The 18190-nt window shown below is 42.4% G+C and carries 10 protein-coding genes; 8 read left to right on the top strand and 2 right to left on the bottom strand.

Annotated elements, in window-relative coordinates; translation table 11 throughout:
- Nucleotides 1-34: 34 nt before the first annotated feature.
- Complete coding sequence (locus QYT14_RS08230) at nt 35-1243, bottom strand: C1 family peptidase (RefSeq protein ID WP_237039748.1); 1209 nt, start codon at nt 1241-1243, stop codon at nt 35-37.
- A gap of 33 nt (nt 1244-1276) precedes the next feature.
- Nucleotides 1277-2668: an aminopeptidase P family protein gene (locus QYT14_RS08235; protein ID WP_288324948.1), complete on the bottom strand. Its 1392-nt coding sequence runs from the start codon at nt 2666-2668 to the stop codon at nt 1277-1279.
- A 295-nt stretch (nt 2669-2963) separates the two neighbouring features.
- Here QYT14_RS08235 and QYT14_RS08240 point away from each other — a divergent pair, with 295 nt between their 5' ends.
- The 8 genes from QYT14_RS08240 to QYT14_RS08275 all read left to right on the top strand — a co-directional run bounded on the left by QYT14_RS08240 (nt 2964) and on the right by QYT14_RS08275 (nt 18118).
- Complete coding sequence (locus tag QYT14_RS08240) at nt 2964-4430, top strand: sulfatase (RefSeq protein ID WP_288324985.1); 1467 nt, start codon at nt 2964-2966, stop codon at nt 4428-4430.
- 90 nt (nt 4431-4520) lie between these two features.
- Nucleotides 4521-5375 (top strand): patatin family protein, encoded by an 855-nt coding sequence (locus tag QYT14_RS08245; protein ID WP_237039746.1) that lies wholly within the window; start codon nt 4521-4523, stop codon nt 5373-5375.
- 71 nt (nt 5376-5446) lie between these two features.
- Nucleotides 5447-7129, top strand: a complete 1683-nt coding sequence (locus QYT14_RS08250; protein WP_288324950.1) for a DUF6377 domain-containing protein — start codon at nt 5447-5449, stop codon at nt 7127-7129.
- Nucleotides 7130-7383: 254 nt separating this feature from the next.
- Nucleotides 7384-9999: a glycoside hydrolase family 2 TIM barrel-domain containing protein gene (locus tag QYT14_RS08255; RefSeq protein WP_288324986.1), complete on the top strand. Its 2616-nt coding sequence runs from the start codon at nt 7384-7386 to the stop codon at nt 9997-9999.
- Between the two features lie 23 nt (nt 10000-10022).
- On the top strand, nt 10023-11423 hold the full coding sequence (locus QYT14_RS08260; protein ID WP_288324951.1) for an alginate lyase family protein: 1401 nt from the start codon (nt 10023-10025) through the stop codon (nt 11421-11423).
- Complete coding sequence (locus QYT14_RS08265; RefSeq protein WP_288324953.1) at nt 11416-12873, top strand: ThuA domain-containing protein; 1458 nt, start codon at nt 11416-11418, stop codon at nt 12871-12873. Before QYT14_RS08260 ends, QYT14_RS08265 begins: the two co-directional genes overlap by 8 nt.
- A 242-nt stretch (nt 12874-13115) precedes the next feature.
- Nucleotides 13116-16295, top strand: a complete 3180-nt coding sequence (locus QYT14_RS08270) for a TonB-dependent receptor (protein ID WP_288324954.1) — start codon at nt 13116-13118, stop codon at nt 16293-16295.
- Nucleotides 16296-16315: 20 nt separating this feature from the next.
- Entirely contained in the window at nt 16316-18118 is a 1803-nt protein-coding gene (locus QYT14_RS08275; RefSeq protein ID WP_288324955.1) for a RagB/SusD family nutrient uptake outer membrane protein, read from the top strand.
- Nucleotides 18119-18190: the final 72 nt, after the last annotated feature.

Here is an 18190-nt window from a genome sequence, read left to right on the forward strand (position 1 = left end):
ACGGTAGTGCTTTAAATACTAGTATATTACAGTATTATTTAATACCTAACTTTTTAGCGATTTCTTTAGGAAGTGCTTTCTTGTTGACAACGATATTCATGGTTTTGTAGCGCACGAATGCTTTTGATGCATACCACACACCGTTATATTTGCCGGCTTTGCCCCAAGAGTTCTTTACCATATAGTATTCGTTTCCATCTTGGTCTTTGGCGATACCGTAAATCTGCATTCCGTGGTCATCGGTCGTTTCCCAGTTGTCGTATGCTTCTTGGCGTTCTTCTTGAGTACACCATTTCTGAGGCTGCGGTTTGCTGTTCAGTTTCTTTTCTTCCGGTTTCATTTTCAGCCAGTGTGCCATGTCCGAGCCACTCAACTCTTGTACTTTTTCAGCATCGGGCATCACTGCGATACCATCGCGGGTAAATCCTTGTTCGCTGACGTCGGAACCCCATGCAATAGTATAGCCGGTATTGATGGCATTGTCAAATACTTCCATCAGTTCGTCGATAGGCAAGTTATAAGATTGTCCCCAACGCCAGTTGTCTTGAATTTCAAGAACAAACGGTTCGTAGAACGGATGGTGAGTATAAGAAGTCAATGAAATGTAATCGTCAGGATTCAGTCCGGTTGATTCGTAGAATGACTGAGGAGTATATTCTTTCCCTTTGTAAGTGAACTTTTCGGGGCATTCACCCAAATAAATGTCATGAATGGCAGCGATGGCTTTCTTCCACAACGGTTTGCGGTTTTCGTCTGTTTGGAGCGAGCGGTGCTTTCCTTTTGCGATAGCAGCGACAACAGCGTCAGATACGGCTGTCAGTTCTGTATGGTTGCTTAATGTATCTCCATACATCACACCCGGACGCATTTCTTCTTCAGGTACCAAGCCGAATTTCTTCATGCCATACAGTACGTCATAAAAAGAACCTCCTTGTGAGAAAGATACATCTCCGTGAGTACGCACGGCTGCATCGGCACGGTCGAGATAAGTTTGATGTACGATATACATTTCAGACAGGTCGTATTCGCCTTTTCCCATGCGGAGTAATTCTGATTCCAAAAAGGCCATACTTGAGTAACACCAGCAAGTTCCTGCACGACTTTGGTTCTTAATAGAAGTAATAGGAAGTTCCTTTACGGTAGTAAATACGAATCCTTCTTCTTTGGGTTCTTCTTTTGCTTCTTGAGCCGACAGACTCATGCTGACGAGTCCAATAGCGGCGAGTAATGTAAATCTTTTCATTCAGTGATAATAGTTTTGTTTGATATTAAATTATTATTCATTCATAATTGCTTCTACCTCATCGATAGTAATAGGGATACGTTTCTCTCCGGTAAAGCGGGAGCCTTCGGGAGTAATCAGAATATCATCTTCCAAACGGATACCGCCGAAGTCTTTGAATTTGTCAATCGCATCATAGTTCAGGAAGTCGGTATGCATTTTCTCGGCTCTCCATTTGTCGATGAGAGCGGGAATAAAGTAACAGCCCGGTTCGTCTGTGATAACGAAACCTTCTTGCAGACGGCGTCCCATGCGCAAAGAAGCAAGTCCGAATTGTAACGAAGGACGCACTTCATCGTCATAGCCGACATAAATCTGTCCCAAGTCTTCCATATCATGTACATCTAGTCCCATCATGTGTCCCAGGCCGTGAGGGAGGAACAAGGCATGCGCACCGGCTGCAACAGCTTCGTCTATATTGCCTTTCATCAGTCCTAAGTCTTTCAGTCCTTGTGCCAGAACTTTACATACTTCTTGATGCACGGACATATAAGTGATGCCCGGTCGGGCAATTTCCAATGCTCTGTCATGGCAAGCCAATACTATATTATATACGTCTTTTTGGCGTCCTTCAAATTTTCCGCCGACAGGAACAGTACGGGTATGGTCGGAGCAATAATTGCTCAGTCGTTCTGCCCCCGCATCGGTCAGCATCATGCGTCCCACCTCTAAAATGTGGCTATGGTCGTGGTTGTGCAATGTTTCACCGTGCTGAGTCAGGATAGTGGCAAAAGAAGTCATGCTTCCGTAAGAAGAAGCGATGCCGTCCAATACTCCGGCAATATATTGTTCTTTTACTCCCGGTTTGCATAAACGCATGGCAGCGGTATGCATTTCATAGCCGATATTGCAAGCTAAGTCAATTTCTTCTATTTCACAGGCTTCTTTGACAGAACGCAAAGCAACGACAGCTTTGATTAGTTCCAGTGAAGCATATTTTTTAACGATGGAAGCACGGATACCGGTCAATTCTTCCAGCAGCATCATATTGTCGTAACGATAGGGAGGGAGGAAATGAATTTTTCGGCCTTGTGCAACGGCTTTTCCCACCATTTCTTTCAGTTGCGCAAAAGGATAACTCTGCTGGACACCTACCTGTGCAGCCAAATCCTTGACGCTCGGTTGAGGCCCCATCCAGATAATGTCATCCATATCTACATCATTGCCAAAGAAATAATCTTCTCCTGCTTCAACGTCCATGATTCCTGCATATCCCGGATGAGAGTGACCGAAGAAATAGAGGAAAGAACTGTCCTGACGAAATTTATATGTATTGTCCGGGTAGTTTGCCGGGGCTTCGTTATTGCCTAATATAAGGATAAGGCCGTTTTGCACTTTGTTTCTCAGTGCTTGCCGACGGTTTTTATAAATAGCAGAATCAAACATGGTTAACTCGATTTTAATTGAATATTTATGAACTGTTTGCAAATGTAACAATTATAATTTTAAATTCACGTGCTGATGTTTAAAAAATAATCATACCGCGCGACTTTGTGCTTGTTTATCCTTCATATTTTTCGATTCTTTCTTGTATAAACGAGAATTTCTTAATAACTTGCCGCGTCTTTTCGATGAAATCTTTATTAAGTCCGCTTCTATTAACCTCTTAATAACTAACAAAATGAATAGAATTGTAAGCCGAAGTCTATCGGGAGCCTTTTGTGGTGTTTGTTTTTCGATGATGAATGCACAAGACCGTCCCAATATCGTAGTATTTATTGTGGATGATATGGGGTTGATGGATACCTCTGTTCCTTTTGTGACAGACCATCATGGAAATGCGGTGAAGCAGCCGTTAAATGAATGGTATCGCACTCCTAATATGGAACGCCTTGCCCAACAGGGAATTCGTTTTTCCACTTTTTATGCTCAGAGTGTGAGTTCTCCTTCAAGAGCTTCTATCATGACGGGGCAGAATGCAGCCCGACACCGTACTACAAATTGGATTAAGCCGGAGGATAACAATCGTACCCCTTATGGACCATTGGACTGGAATTGGAAAGGACTGACACGTAACAGTATTATTTATCCTTATGTGCTGGAACAGGCCGGTTATAAGACTATTCATGTCGGTAAAGCACATTTCGGTTGTATCGGCAGTGAAGGAGCCAATCCGAAGAATTTGGGCTTTGAGGTTAATATAGCCGGTTCTGCCATCGGCAGTCCGGGCAGTTATCATGGAGAAAACGGTTATGGGGCGATAAAAGGAGCAAAGTCTCGGGCTGTTCCCGATTTGGAACAATATTTCCATACCAAGACTTTCTTGAGCGATGCGCTGACATTGGAGGCGGATAAAGAAATAGAGAAAGCGGTTGCCGAAAAGCGGCCTTTTTACCTGAATATGGCTCATTATGCTGTTCATTCTCCTTTTGAGACGGACGAGCGGTTTATAGGACATTACACAGACCCGGAGAAGGACCAACAGGCATGTGCCTTTGCCACTTTAATCGAAGGAATGGATAAATCATTGGGTGATTTAATGGATAAATTGGAAGAATTAGGTATTGCTGAGAATACATTGATTATCTTTTTGGGTGATAATGGAGGGGATGCACCTTTGGGAGGAGCGGCGGATTATGGCTCGTCAGCACCCTTTAAAGGCAAGAAAGGCTCGGAGTATGAAGGCGGAGTGAGAGTGCCTTTCATTGTTGCCTGGGCGCATCCCGATGCAGGCAATAAGTTTCAGAAAGCTTTTCCCGTCGCACAAAATGCCATACAGACACAGATGGGGACAGTGATGGATATTTATCCTACCGTATTATCTGTTGCCGGAGTAAAAGCACCGGAAAATCATATATTGGATGGTTCCACCCTTGGAAAAATGATAGCAGGTAAGAAGGATAAAGCACATCGAGATGATTTCCTGATGCATTTCCCTCACGAACACCGTGGCAGTTATTTCACTTCCTACCGCAAAGGCGATTGGAAACTGATTTATTATTATAACCCGGAACATCCCGAGGCTCCTTATTATAAACTGTTTAATCTGTCGGTAGATCCCTATGAGAAGAATGATGTGGCAAAATCGGAGCTGAAAAAGGCGAAGGAATTGTTTGGACTGATGGTAAAAAGACTGGAGATGGAAAAGGCTCTCTATCCTATAGATAAGAATGAAAATGAGTTGAGACCTTTCTTTATAGCGAAATAATTTTTGAAGAAAAGATGTTTGGATGTTCGCCGAAAAAGATAACTTTGTGTCGAACTTTAATGGGAAGCTGTTTGTTCCTTGACTTTGATTATGAAAATAGACGATAAAACAGGACTGGTATTAGAAGGAGGAGGTATGCGCGGAGTATTTACCTGTGGCGTACTGGATTATTTGATGGACAACGAAATCTGGTTTTCTTACGGAGTAGGAGTATCGGCAGGCGCGTGCAACGGGCTTTCGTATATGTCCCGTCAGCGGGGACGTGCAAAATTCAGCAATATCGATTTACTGGATAAGTATCATTACATCGGTATCAAGCATCTGTGGAGCAAACATAGCATTCTTGACCAAGAATTGCTTTACGAGCATTTTCCTAAAGAGATTCTTCCATACGATTATGAAACCTACGAAAAGAATCCGGCACGTTTCGAAATGGTGACTACTAACTGCCATACAGGGCGTGCCTGTTACTTGGAAGAGAAGCATGACCGGAAACGTATTATAGACATAGCCAAGGCATCCAGCAGTTTGCCGTATGTATGTCCTATTGCTTATGTGGACAGTGTACCTATGCTCGATGGCGGAATTATTGATTCCATTCCCGTGATGCGGGCTTTTGAACAGGGATATGAAAAGAATGTAGTAGTGCTCACCCGTAATCGCGGTTACCGTAAAAAGGGAAGGGATATCAAGATACCTCATTTCATTTATAAGAAATATCCTCGTCTGAGAGTGGTGCTCAGCAAGCGTTGCCGCGTTTATAATGAACAGCTGGAACTGGTTGAGAAGTTGGAGGATGAAGGTCGGATTATAGTGATACGTCCTCACAGACCCATGGAAGTCGACCGGATTGAAACGGATATCAAAAAGCTGACCGATTTGTATAACGAAGGGTATAGCTGTGCGAAAAAGATATTCGAGGAAAAGCTGTTGCTGGAGAAGTAAATTTTAGATAAAAGATAAGATATATTTCAAATGAATGGCTTATCTTTGCACATCTTAACAAAAGAAATACTATGAAATATTTGTTTGTTTTTTTGTTTGTGTGCATTTCTATTTCATCTTCGGCAGTATCTTATAAAACAGAAATCAACAGGCTTTTATTGAGGTTGGATTCTTTGATTGCACAGAAGGATGTTTTTATTGCAGTTAAAGAAGATAAAATAGAACAATTTCGTAAACAGAGTAAGGTTATTCGTACATTGGAAGAGCGTTATTGGCTGAACAAAATGTTTTATGATGAATATTTTGTCTATAATGCAGATTCTGCCATGGTCTATGTAGAACAGAATTTGGATATAGCTGGCAAACTAAATAAAAAGGAATGGTTGGCCGAATGGAAAATCAAGAAATCTTTTTTGTTGGCTGCTACCGGATTATTGAAAGAGGCATTAGATGAACTTCAAGGCGTATCGGGAGATTTGCTTTCTCCTGAACTGAAAGTGGAATACTATGGGCAGATGATGTATTTGTATTCTCATTTCGGACAATATTTGGGAGGTGACAATACGAAGCTGCGTGAAGGATATTACCAAAAAGAAGGAATTTATAAAGACTCAATTTATGCGACTATCACTCCTCAAGATCCTTTTTATTTATGGTATAAAGGTTGGAAATTCCGGGGAACTTCCGATACAGAAACAGTAAAAGAGGAACTTCTTGAAGAAGTATCTGCTTCTTCGTTGGAAACTCGTCGGGATGCAATGAATGCTTATATATTGGCATGTTTGTACCTTGATAGCGAGCAAAAGGATGAGTTTCTGAAATTTATGATTTGCTCGGGTATAGCCGATGTGCGGACAGCCAACAAAGATATAGCTTCTTTGGAAGAACTTTCAAAGGTTTTATTTGAATTGGGGGATATTGATCGTGCTTATACTTACATAAATTATTGTCTGCAGAATGCACAAATCTACCGTAATAGAGTGCGTGTCGTGGGGATTGCAAAGGTACAAGATGCTATTCATCAGGCTTATCAGGAACGCAATCAAAAACAAGAGGCTCGTTTACATTTTTTCTTAATAATAGTAAGTGTGCTTTCTGCTGTATTATTGGTAGCTATATTCTATATTCTAAGACAAATGAAACATTTATCTCTTTCACGTATTAAATTGAATGAGGTCAATGTATTGCTAAACAAACATGTGGATGAACTTTCATTGGCGCATACCAAATTAGCCGAAGTGAACGAGCAACTGAAAGAAGCGAATGCTCAGCTCCGGGAGTCCAACTATGTAAAGGAGGAATATATTGGTTATGTATTTGCTATTTGCTCTAATTATATCAGTAAACTGGATGAATTCCGTAAAAATATTAACCGAAAGATAAAAGCAAAGCAGTTTGATGAGGTTAAAGTGTTGACAGACACTCCAACTATGGCACAAAATGAGTTGAAAGAGTTTTATCATAATTTTGATGCTATCTTTTTGCATGTCTATCCTGATTTTGTGGATGATTTCAATGCGTTATTGCAGCCAGAAGAGAGGATTGTATTGAAAGAAGGGGAGTTGTTGAATACAGAATTGCGTATTTATGCATTGGTTCGTCTGGGGATTGGCGATAGTGTGAAGATTGCCGAATTTTTGCATTGTTCTCCACAAACAGTTTATAATAATCGATTGAAGACACGTAACAAGGCAATTATTCCGAAAGAGGAGTTTGCCAGTACAGTGATGGGGTTGGGAAAAATGCAGAAATGAAATTACCGGGAGTCTTTAGATTTCTTACCTTGAAGGAGAATAAATAGTATATAATTGATTGATAGTCAAGTGATATGCGAATTGGTATACTTACTTCTCCTATTTACTGGATCTTACAAATTTTATATTTAATCTCTACTTTTGTATTAAGGGAGTTATAGTCCTCATTGTAACTATATTCTAGCTAATTTATAAAAGATGGAGAAGATATGAGTAATCTATACAGGGTATTGAAAGTTCGGATTATATTGTGGATGCTTCTAATGGTTGTATCTATGGGAAGTGTGGTGTCTGCCTATGCGCAACGTGAGAGTAAGACAATTAATGATGGTTGGAAGTTTTTGAGGAAAGACTGTCCGGCAGCTGCCGATAGTGCTTTCAATGACAATGACTGGATTTCCGTCCATGTGCCTCATACTTGGAATTTGGAAGCATATACAGAGAAAAATTATTATCGTGGCATAAGCTGGTATCGTAAGTGCTTGGTTGTTCCTTCTACATGGACAGGTAAACAGATATTTTTGAAATTGGATGCAGTCAGTAAGGCAGCCGTGATTTTCGTGAATGGTAAAAAGATTGGTGAGCATATAGGTGGATATACTGCCTGTACATTTAATGTTACCCCTTATTTTTCCGAAAGTTCGGTAAACACTTTGGCCATTCGTGTGGATAATGCCCGTCAGGATATTCCACCTATATCGGGTGACTTTACCTTCTTCGGGGGAATTTATCGGGATGTTTGGTTGACAGCGGTTCCTGCCCAGCATTTTAACTTGACCAATCAGGCATCAGCAGGGATTTTTATCACCACTCCTGTGGTGTCTGCCGAACAAGGAACGATTGCCATTAAAAGTGAAATAAAGAATGATGCTTTGGAGAAAGTAACGATGGAATTGATTTATTCCATATATAGACCGGACGGGGCGTTCTTGCAAAAAGGAAAAAAGAAAGTTCAATTGAAGGGGGGAGAAACCCGTGTGGTTCAGCAAGAGAGTGAACCCATTTTACAACCTCAGCTTTGGACTCCGGAAACACCTTATTTATATAAGGTAAAAATGGAATTGACAAATCCCGTAACCGGAGAAGTAGTAGATTATAGTGAGCATTACACCGCTTTCCGCTGGTATCGTTTCGATGGTAAGGAAGGTTTCTTCTTGAATGGAAAGCCTTATAAACTACGCGGGGTCTGTCGGCATCAAGACCAGAAACCCATAGGAGTGGCGCTGACGGACGAGATGCACCGGCGTGACTTTCTGCTAATGAAAGAAATGGGAGCCAACTTTATTCGTATTTCCCATTATCCGCAAGACGATGCTTTGCTGGAGATGTGTGACAAGTTGGGTATGTTAGCCTGGGAAGAAATTCCGGTTATTGACATTGTACCCGATACACCGGGATATGGGGACCATTGTGAACGGAACTTGCGTGAAATGATTCGGCAACATTATAATCATCCATCCATTATTATGTGGGGATATATGAATGAAATCCTGCTTGTCACTCAGCGCCGTTATAAGACGGAGGAAGAACAGAAGCCTGTATTGGAACGCACTTTGGCATTAGCCGAAAGACTGGAAAAGGCGTTGAAGGAAGAGGATGACACCCGGCTTAGCACCATGGCATTTCATGGCAGTAATTCATATAATGAGGTAGGATTGAGCCGGATTACCGATATTGTAGGTTGGAACTTATATTCGGGTTGGTATGGTGGAGATTTGACGGGATTTGAGCATTATTTGGCAGAGCAACAGCGAGACTATCCGGACCATCCGCTTATTGTCAGCGAATATGGAGCGGGTTCCGATAAAAGGCTGCATTCCTTGCAACCCCGCGCTTTTGATTTCAGCAGTGAATACCAGCAAATTTATCTGGAACATTACCTGCCTGTGTTGGAGGAAACTCCCTACGTTTGCGGAGGTACTCATTGGAATTTCATTGATTTCTCGTCCGCTTTGCGTGACGAATCTATGCCGCGCATCAACAATAAGGGACTGGTCTATGCAGACCGTACTCCCAAAGATGTCTATTTTTACTATCAGGCTGCCTGGCGGAAAGATATTCCGGTATTGCATATCGCCAGTCGTGACTGGAAATACCGGAGTGGGGTACAGCAAGGAGATGTCCCCGTGGCATTGCCCGTCAAGGTATATACCAATCTGCCCGAAGTGGAACTCTTTATGGACGGGAAATTGATGGGGAAGAAACCGGTAGAAAATCATCAGGTTGTGTTTGATGTTCCCTTTGTGGGAAAAACTCCTTATCTCTCGGCCCGGGGAAACTATCAGGACACACCGGTATATGACGGATTGCGTGTTCATTTTACTTCTGTTCCGATGAATTTGAACAGGCATAACCTGGGCGGTGCATTGGAACTGGCTGTGAATGTGGGTAGTAATTGTTTCTTTACTTCGGATGAAAGCCAACTGACCTGGGTGCCCGACCAGCCTTATGTGAAAGGAAGCTGGGGATATCTCGGCGGAAAGGAACAAAATACACAGACTGAAATTATGCTGACGCCTGACGGACCGCTTTATCAAACTTTGCGCGAAGGATTGGATGGATATCGTTTCGATGTCCCTGAGGGCAACTATGAGGTGGAGTTGCTTTTTGCGGACATTTATCGTTCCATTACCTCGGCCGCCTATTTGCTGGGCAAAGGAAATGGAGAATCTTCCGAATGCAGTAACTCTTTTGATATTTGTATCAATGGCAGAGTGGTGGAGCCGGCTTTTACTCCCGGTCGGGACGGATATTTTCAGGCTGTGAAGAAGCGTTATGTAGTACAGCATACACAGGATGGTCTGGAAATAAAATTGAACCCTCTGCAAGGAAAGTGTTTTCTTTCGGGCATCAAACTGAGAAAATTATAATCGAAATAAAATAGAAAAATACCATGAGAAGAATAACCTGTTCATTACTAGCCGCGCTTCTTTGCTTTTTCGGCGGAGCATATGCACAGTCTATTTGGGATGCGTCCCATTTGGCGAAAGTAAAACAATCGTTGGATGAACCTTTTTACGCAACCGCTTATCAGAAACTGAAAGCGGATGCCGATGGTTTGCTGCATGTCGAACCGCTTTCTGTCATGATGAAGGAAAAAATGCCTGCCAGTGGTGATAAGCATGATTATATGAGCCAGGCACGCTATTTTTGGCCAGACCCGACAAAGCCCGACGGATTACCTTATATAAATAAGGATGGAAAGTCAAACCCTGAACTGGAGAAGTTGGACCGCAACCGTTTGGGCGAAACGGCAGAAAGGGTCACTACCCTGGCATTGGCCTGGTATTTCAGCGGAGAGGAAAAATATGCCCGGAAAGCTACGGAACTGATTCGTGTATGGTTTCTTGATAAAGACACACGCATGAATCCTCATTTGGAATACGCACAAATAATTCCGGGCATGAACCATGACAAAGGGCGTTGCTATGGAGTGCTGGACGGTTACTCGTTTGTTGAAATGCTGGATGCGGTGGCTTTGTTGGAACAATCCCATTCCTTTACCCCGAAGGATGCCAGACAACTGAAGACATGGTTCGGAAAATTGTTGCATTGGATACTGATCAGTCCGCAGGGGCAGGAGGAATCTCGTCAAGCCAATAATCACAGTACGGCATACGATGCGCAGGTCATAGCCTTTGCACTCTATACGGGAAATGTCAAAGTAGCCACAGAAGTAATCAACGCCCTTCCCGCGAAACGCCTCTTCACCCAGATAGAACCGGACGGCAGTCAGCCGCATGAATTGCGCCGTACACTTGCTTTCGGATATTCAGAATATAATTTGAGCCATCTGATTGACATCTTCCGGATGGCACAGAAAATCAATATCAAAATAGATGATACCACATCGGCCGACGGACGCAATTTTTATAAAGCAATTGATTTTTTGACACCTTATGTGGGGAAGAATGTGAAGTCATGGCCTTATCAGCAAATCAGCGGTTGGGAAGGCAAGCAACAGGAATTTTGCAAAACTCTTTATCGTGCTTGGTTGCTGAATCCTGAACGAAAGGATTATTTAAGACTCTGCAAGGCCAACAGGGTGATTGATTTCAGCGACCGTTTTAATTTGTTGTATGTACGTGCTACTGATGTGGACAACGCTTATGCCTTTACCGCCGGTCAGTTGGAACTGGCCATGAAATGTACCGATAAGGCAAAGAAAGAAGAACTGAATGCAGCCAAGCGACGTGTCAGCCTGTGTGGAAGTAAGATTGACGTACCGTTGTGTTATGCGGATTATTATTATCTGGAGGCGTTGGTGCGGAAAGGAGCATTGGACAATGAATAAACGCTTTATATTCTGCTTTATCCTACTCCTCCTCTCCCTGTCGGTCAAGCCCGCTGCCTCCGACTTCAAAGTGTTGGTACTGACCGAAAGAGGAGGCCAGCATGGAGGATTCACTGATGCTGCTTTAGCCTGGCTGGAGGATTTTGGAAAGGCCAGCGGTTTTACTTTTACGGAGGTGAACAATACAGAGTTGATAGATAAGGATTTTCTTTCTGCTTACAAAGTTTTTATCCAATTAGATTATCCGCCATACAACTGGACGGACAAGGCGAAAGCCGCTTTCGAGCAGGTTGTTTTTGATGGCACTATCGGTTGGGTCGGACTGCATCACGCCACTCTGTTAGGTGATTTTGATGGCTTTCCGATGTGGAACTGGTTTTCTGATTATATGGGTGGCATACGGTTTCAGAACTATATAGCACAAACAGCTTCCGGAAAGGTAGTGGTGGAACAACCGGAACATCCTGTGATGAAAGGAGTTTCCCCTTCATTCAGGGTGACACATGATGAATGGTACACATTTGATAGAAGTCCCAGGCCCGACGTACAGGTACTGGCCCATGTGGACGAGTCAACTTATGAACCTGCCTCAACGATAAAGATGGGAGACCATCCGGCGGTTTGGATCAATCCCAGAATGAAGGCTCGGAATGTGTATTTCTTGATGGGGCATCACAAGGACTTGTTGAAGAACAAGGATTTTACAACCATGTTTGGCAATGCCATCCGTTGGGCGGCCGGACCTGCCAATTGGTTTCCGCGTTTTCGTGTTCTGGTGCATTTCAACAAGGAAGTGGAAGAGGCGCACCGCCAGTTTGCTTATGATGGGATAAAGTTCTTTAAAGATATGACTATCGGTGATGGGCTGGTAGTGGATACCACCAGTAATATAGCAGATTTCAATTCCGAGAAGTTACGTTCCTATCATCTGGTCATCTCCTTGAATGATAACCCCGGACATACCGTAGAACAGCGTGAGGCTTTCCGGCAATATATGGAGAACGGAGGAGCATGGCTGGGATTCCATGCGGCAGCCTATAATGATGCCGGTACACAGTGGCAGTGGTTTGTCGATTTTTTGGGAGGAGCGGTTTTTTATCGGAACAACTGGCCGCCCCAATCGGCAAAGTTGGTGGTTGATGATACTTCTCATCCGGTAACTAAGGGAATGCCTGCCTCATTCATCTCTCCGATGAATGAATGGTATCAGTGGAAGCCGAGTCCGCGCGAATGCAAGAATGTAAAGGTATTGCTTTCCTTGTCTGCGGAGAATTATCCCATTGGATTTAAAGATACGGTGACTGATGGTGATTTCCCTGTAGTATGGACTCGTACCGATTATAATATGCTTTATATGAATATGGGGCATGGCGGGCGTATCTTTGTAGACCCGACCCAGAATTATTTAATTTATAATGCGCTCCGGTGGCTGATGCGTGACAGGTTCTGATGCGCTATCCGGAGACGGTGTTTCCCCTCATGAGTGCTTCATTTTTCTTTTCCTCTTCTGACTATTGATACTTACTTTCTTTGTGAAAAACGGATCTTTAATTCGTTGAAAATCAACTATGTCATAAAAGAAGGAGTTTACTTTCTCTGTTTACTTGTCTATACATGATTAAAGTTCAGCCTTTACCTTTGCATCGACGAAAGTCAAGAACAAAAAGAGTGTTAACTTTAATAATTTAGTTTATGAAAAAAGAATCTGATTCAAGTCAGGCACTTAAAAAAATGTCATTGATAGGGTGCTTGCTTTTTTTCTTTTCAATCGGAGTGTTTGCCCAGCAACTAACCGTGAAAGGAATCGTGAAAGATGAAACCGGTGAACCAATTATCGGTGCAAGTGTATTGGTCAAGGGAACAACAAATGGAGTGATAACCAATCTCGATGGTAACTTTGTCTTGCAGAACGTAGCTGGAAATGCGACTATTGAAGTTACTTTCGTAGGATTTCTTCCACAAACAGTGAAACCGTCCTCTTCTCCGCTTAATATTATTTTAAAAGAAGATACCCAGACATTGGATGAAGTAGTCGTAGTGGGCTATGGCGTTCAGAAAAAGAGTGTCGTAACAGCTTCAATCGCCAAAGTAAACTCTGAAACATTGGAACAGACATCCCCGGTGCGTATGGATAATGCTTTAAGAGGTTTGGCTTCAGGTGTACAGGTTATTGCCGGTGATGGTCAGCCGGGGGCAGGTACTCGTGTTCGTGTTCGCGGTATCGGTACTATTAACACTGCTGATCCGTTATACATTGTAGATGGTATGCCTCTTGGTGGCGGACTGGACAACATCAACCCCTCTGATATTGAATCTATTGAGGTATTGAAAGATGCCGCTTCCGGTGCTGTTTATGGCGCTCGTGCTGCCAATGGTGTGGTATTGGTAACAACTAAACAAGGAAAACAGGGCAAGGTGCAGGTATCTTACAATATGTCGTTCGGATGGCAGTCTGCTTGGAGAAAGCGTGATATGCTGAATGCAACAGAGTATGCTACATTGATGAACCGGGCGAATGCGGATGCAGGATTACCTGATCGTTATTCGGTAGACCAGATTAAATCTTTCGGTGCCGGAACCGATTGGCAGGATGTCCTTTTCAATGATAATGCTCCGGTTCAGAATCATCAGGTTAGTTTGAGTGGTGCTTCGGAACGTGTGAAGTATTATTTCTCCATGGGCTTCTATGATCAGGAAGGTATTGTGGGTGGTGATTATGGACGTTCCAATTACAAACGTTGGTCATTTCGTTCAAATACAGAGTATACAGTGTTTGATGAAAGTAAAACTCGCAATTGGCTTAAGAGTTTGAAGTTTAATGTCAATGCTTCTTATTCCCGTGTGGAAAGTAAAGGAGGAATCAATGGTTCTTTAACCGGTTCTGTACTGGGTAATGCTCTTTTTATGGATCCTACTATGGCGGTGTATGCCGATGATGAAAGTGAATTGTCACAGTCTTGGGATTATAGTGTGTTCGGTAAGCCTATCCGTGACAAGAAGACCGGCCGTTTATTGCAACTACCTCCGACAGATTTCAATGAATTGGGTAATCCGTTGGCTCTTCTTTCTGGAGATGAAGGAACAAAAAACAATTCGGATAAGATTATAGCTAATCTTTCTATGGATTTCAATATCTGGGATAATTTGCATTATAAGTTTTCTTGGGGTTCTGATTTGGCCTTTTGGGGAAATGACGGATGGAGTCAGCCGACTTACTACAATCAGAAGTCTACTAATAAAGACTCTAATGTATGGTCTCAGATGAATCGCGGTTATACATGGCAGGTTGAAAATGTTCTTTCTTATGATAAAACATTTAATCAGCACTCATTCAATATTGTACTCGGTCAGTCAGCCTCTCGTTATACCAGCCGTCAGTTAGGAGGTAACCGTTATGATTTACCTGAATATATGGGTAATAAGGCAAATATAGACTTTGCTACTGGCTTGCAGTCGGATGGTCGTATGGCTATTTATGGCGGTGCCGGTGACCCCAATTCTTTAGCTTCTTACTTCGGACGTTTGAGTTATAACTTTGCCGAACGTTATATGTTGCAGGTTACTGTACGTCGTGACGGGTCTTCTCGTTTCGGTTCAAATAATAAGTGGGGGACTTTCCCATCAGTTTCTTTAGGCTGGAATCTGACCAACGAACCCTTTATGGAAAAACGTCCCGAGTGGCTGACCAATACAAAAGTGCGTTTGAGTTGGGGTAAGAATGGTAATGAAGCTATCGGTAATTTCCGTTATACAGCTAATGTATCTACCGGTAATAATTATGCTTTCGGTGCAAATGGTGGTGAGAAGATTATTTTGGGAACAAAACCGACCGGTACCCCGAATGCGGATTTGAGATGGGAAGAATCAGAACAATACGATGCTGGTTTGGACTTTGGCTTTTTGAATAACTCTTTCACTTTCACGGTTGATTACTTTGTCAAGAAAACCAATGGAATGTTGAAGGAAATGGCTGTTCCGTCTTATTTGGGTGAATCTAAACCTTGGGGTAATGTCGGTTCTATGAAGAATTCGGGTATCGAAGTTGAAGCAGGCTATAAATTGAGCAGAAAAAACTTTAACTTCTCTACGTCTCTGAATGTAAGTTACTTGAAGAATGAGCTGACTAACTTGGGTAATGCCGATGGTTTTGAGGCTATGGGTAATGTACACCAACTTGGAGATGTGGGTCGTGCAGAAAACGGACAGCCTTATCCTTTCTTTTATGGCTGGAGCACAGATGGTATTTTCCAGAGCGATGCAGAGGCTGCCGAATACAACCAAAAGTACGGCAAAAATGCTGCGGCAGGCGATGTACGTTTTGTGGACTGGGATAAGAATGGCAAGATTGATGATTCAGACCGTCATAATATAGGTAATGGTTATCCGAAGTGGACTTTTGGCTGGAATATCAATGCTTCTTATAAAGGATTTGATCTTAATATGTTGATTTCGGGTGCACTGGGTAGCAAAATCGCTGATGTAACTCGTCGTTTGGATTGTAATTATGTAAACTTGCCTGCTGAGTTTGCCAATAGTTGGACAGAAGAAAATCACAGTACTACGATGCCTCGTTTTAGATTTGACGATAAGGATACCAATAGAAACTGGGGATGGTTCTCTGACCTCTATATTCATAATGGGAATTATGCTCGTATTAAGAATATTCAAGTTGGTTATACATTACCTTCTTCTTTGACAAGTAAGGTCTTTATTTCAAGATTGCGCTTTTATGTGGCAGCTGAAAACCTCCTGACGCTTACAAGTTACAAAGGACTTGATCCCGAGTTGGCTAATGATGCTTTGCCGGGTATCGACCGTGGTTATTATCCGCAGGCTCGTACTTTTACAGTGGGTCTAAATGTTAATTTCTAATATTTTAATGATTGAAGAATATGAAAAAGAATAAATTATATACTTTTGTTGCCTTAGCTCTGATGTTGGGAACAACTTCTTGCGGTGATAGCTTTTTAACGGAAGAACCTTCAAGCAAACTTCCGTTGGATGGATACTATAATAGTGAGGCACGTTGTCTTGAGTCTGCAGTTGCTGCTTACCATCCTATGCAATGGTTCGATTATTTTGGCGGTTGGGCTCCGCTGAATATTGTTTGGGATTCTATGGGAGATGATCTTTATGTAGGTGGTAGTGGAACTTCCGATCAAGGGCAAATACATTTGATTTCCCAGTTTCGTTCAGACCCTCGGAATACAATCGGTGGTGCATGGACGACAGCTTATTCCGGAATCAACCGTTCCATCCGTTTGATTGATAATGCCAATGGTTGCGAAGTTTTGGATGAAACTACACGCAAGGCTTTTGTAGCTGAAGGCAGTACACTTCGTGCTTGGTATTATTTGGTCTTATGGAAATTGTGGGGTAATATACCTCTTTATATGGAGAATCTTACGTTGCCTTATATTGCAGAGCAGAAGTCGGCAACGGAAGTATATAATACAATTATTGAAAATCTTGAACAGGTAATTGATTCTAAGGTTCTTCCCATGAAGCGTGAATCCGGTCAGGAAGGGCGTATGACACAGGCTGCTGCCGAGATGATTTTCGCTGATTATGTGATGTATCAGAAAGATGAGTCTCGCTATGCTAAAGCTTTGTCTTATATGAAAGACATTATTGATTCTCAAAAATATGATTTGGTGGTCGGTGCCGACTACGATTTTTTGTTTGACAATACACATGAGTGGAGCAGTGAAATTATTCTTGATGTGAATTATGTGTCTCAAGGAGGAAAGCGTGACTGGGGAAGCGCAAATGCTACAGGAGGTACGGTTATGCCGACTTTGATTGCTATTCCCGATTTGAATTATAATACGACGGGCGATAATACCAATACAGGAAAGAATGCAGAGTTCTTTGACGGAGGATGGGGTTTTGCTCCTATATCTATAGAATGTTATGAGTCGTTTGAGGAGGGTGATCTCCGTCGTGATATTGCGTTGATTAATTTGGAACAATATACGATGGATATGCTGAAAGTAGGTAAGGTCGTTACTTACGGATCACGTTATCAGCAGACTGGTATCAATCTTCGTAAATATCAGGCTCGTCCTGGTTATAATGAAGGATATGTCGGAGCAAATAACATGAACTGGACCAATAATCTTCACCTCTATCGTTTTGCCGGGACTTTATTGAATGCGGCAGAGTTGGCTTTGGCTACAGGGGATAACAGTGCTGCACAAAATTATTTCGATAGAGTGCGTACACGTGCCGGTTTGGGACAAAAGCCTGTAAGTGTTGATAATATCTTGGAAGAACGCCGTCATGAATTTGTCGGTGAAGGTAAGCGTTATTTTGATCTTGTCCGCACTGATAGAGCTGCTTCTGTATTGGCTAAAGGTGCCGGTAGAATACCTGAGGCTAATAAACTTAGAAAATTACAGTGGGTGAAGAATAGTGATATGCAGGAAAATAAGGGTGGTCAGTATGATAAGTTTATCCTTGTTCCGAAGTCTGAACTTCCGGCAAAACTCTTTGAAGGAGAAGGAAATAAGAACAATTATGCTGAAGGTAAGGATGGTCGTAAACTGTATTGGACTTGTGCGAAAACAGAGTGGAAAACTACTGGTACGGCTGTGCCGGAACGCGAAGCTTGGACAGCGACTAAGAAGTACATTCCTATTCCACAGAGTGAAATAGAAGCGGCTAAAGGCACTATTATACAAAATGAATATTGATTTTTGTTATGACTGGTTAGGTTAATAGGTAATATATAGTTAGGATGCGGGATATTCCACTGTTGATAATTT

It is taken from the genome of uncultured Phocaeicola sp., assembly GCF_948499155.1.
In the GTDB taxonomy this organism is placed as follows: domain Bacteria; phylum Bacteroidota; class Bacteroidia; order Bacteroidales; family Bacteroidaceae; genus Phocaeicola; species Phocaeicola faecalis.

Coding starts and splice junctions, on each gene's coding strand:
- QYT14_RS08230 (WP_237039748.1), bottom strand. CDS start 1,243: ATGAAAAGATTTACATTACTCGCCGCTATTGGACTCGTCAGCATGAGT.
- QYT14_RS08235 (WP_288324948.1), bottom strand. CDS start 2,668: ATGTTTGATTCTGCTATTTATAAAAACCGTCGGCAAGCACTGAGAAAC.
- QYT14_RS08240 (WP_288324985.1), top strand. CDS start 2,964: ATGAATGCACAAGACCGTCCCAATATCGTAGTATTTATTGTGGATGAT.
- QYT14_RS08245 (WP_237039746.1), top strand. CDS start 4,521: ATGAAAATAGACGATAAAACAGGACTGGTATTAGAAGGAGGAGGTATG.
- QYT14_RS08250 (WP_288324950.1), top strand. CDS start 5,447: ATGAAATATTTGTTTGTTTTTTTGTTTGTGTGCATTTCTATTTCATCT.
- QYT14_RS08255 (WP_288324986.1), top strand. CDS start 7,384: ATGCTTCTAATGGTTGTATCTATGGGAAGTGTGGTGTCTGCCTATGCG.
- QYT14_RS08260 (WP_288324951.1), top strand. CDS start 10,023: ATGAGAAGAATAACCTGTTCATTACTAGCCGCGCTTCTTTGCTTTTTC.
- QYT14_RS08265 (WP_288324953.1), top strand. CDS start 11,416: ATGAATAAACGCTTTATATTCTGCTTTATCCTACTCCTCCTCTCCCTG.
- QYT14_RS08270 (WP_288324954.1), top strand. CDS start 13,116: ATGAAAAAAGAATCTGATTCAAGTCAGGCACTTAAAAAAATGTCATTG.
- QYT14_RS08275 (WP_288324955.1), top strand. CDS start 16,316: ATGAAAAAGAATAAATTATATACTTTTGTTGCCTTAGCTCTGATGTTG.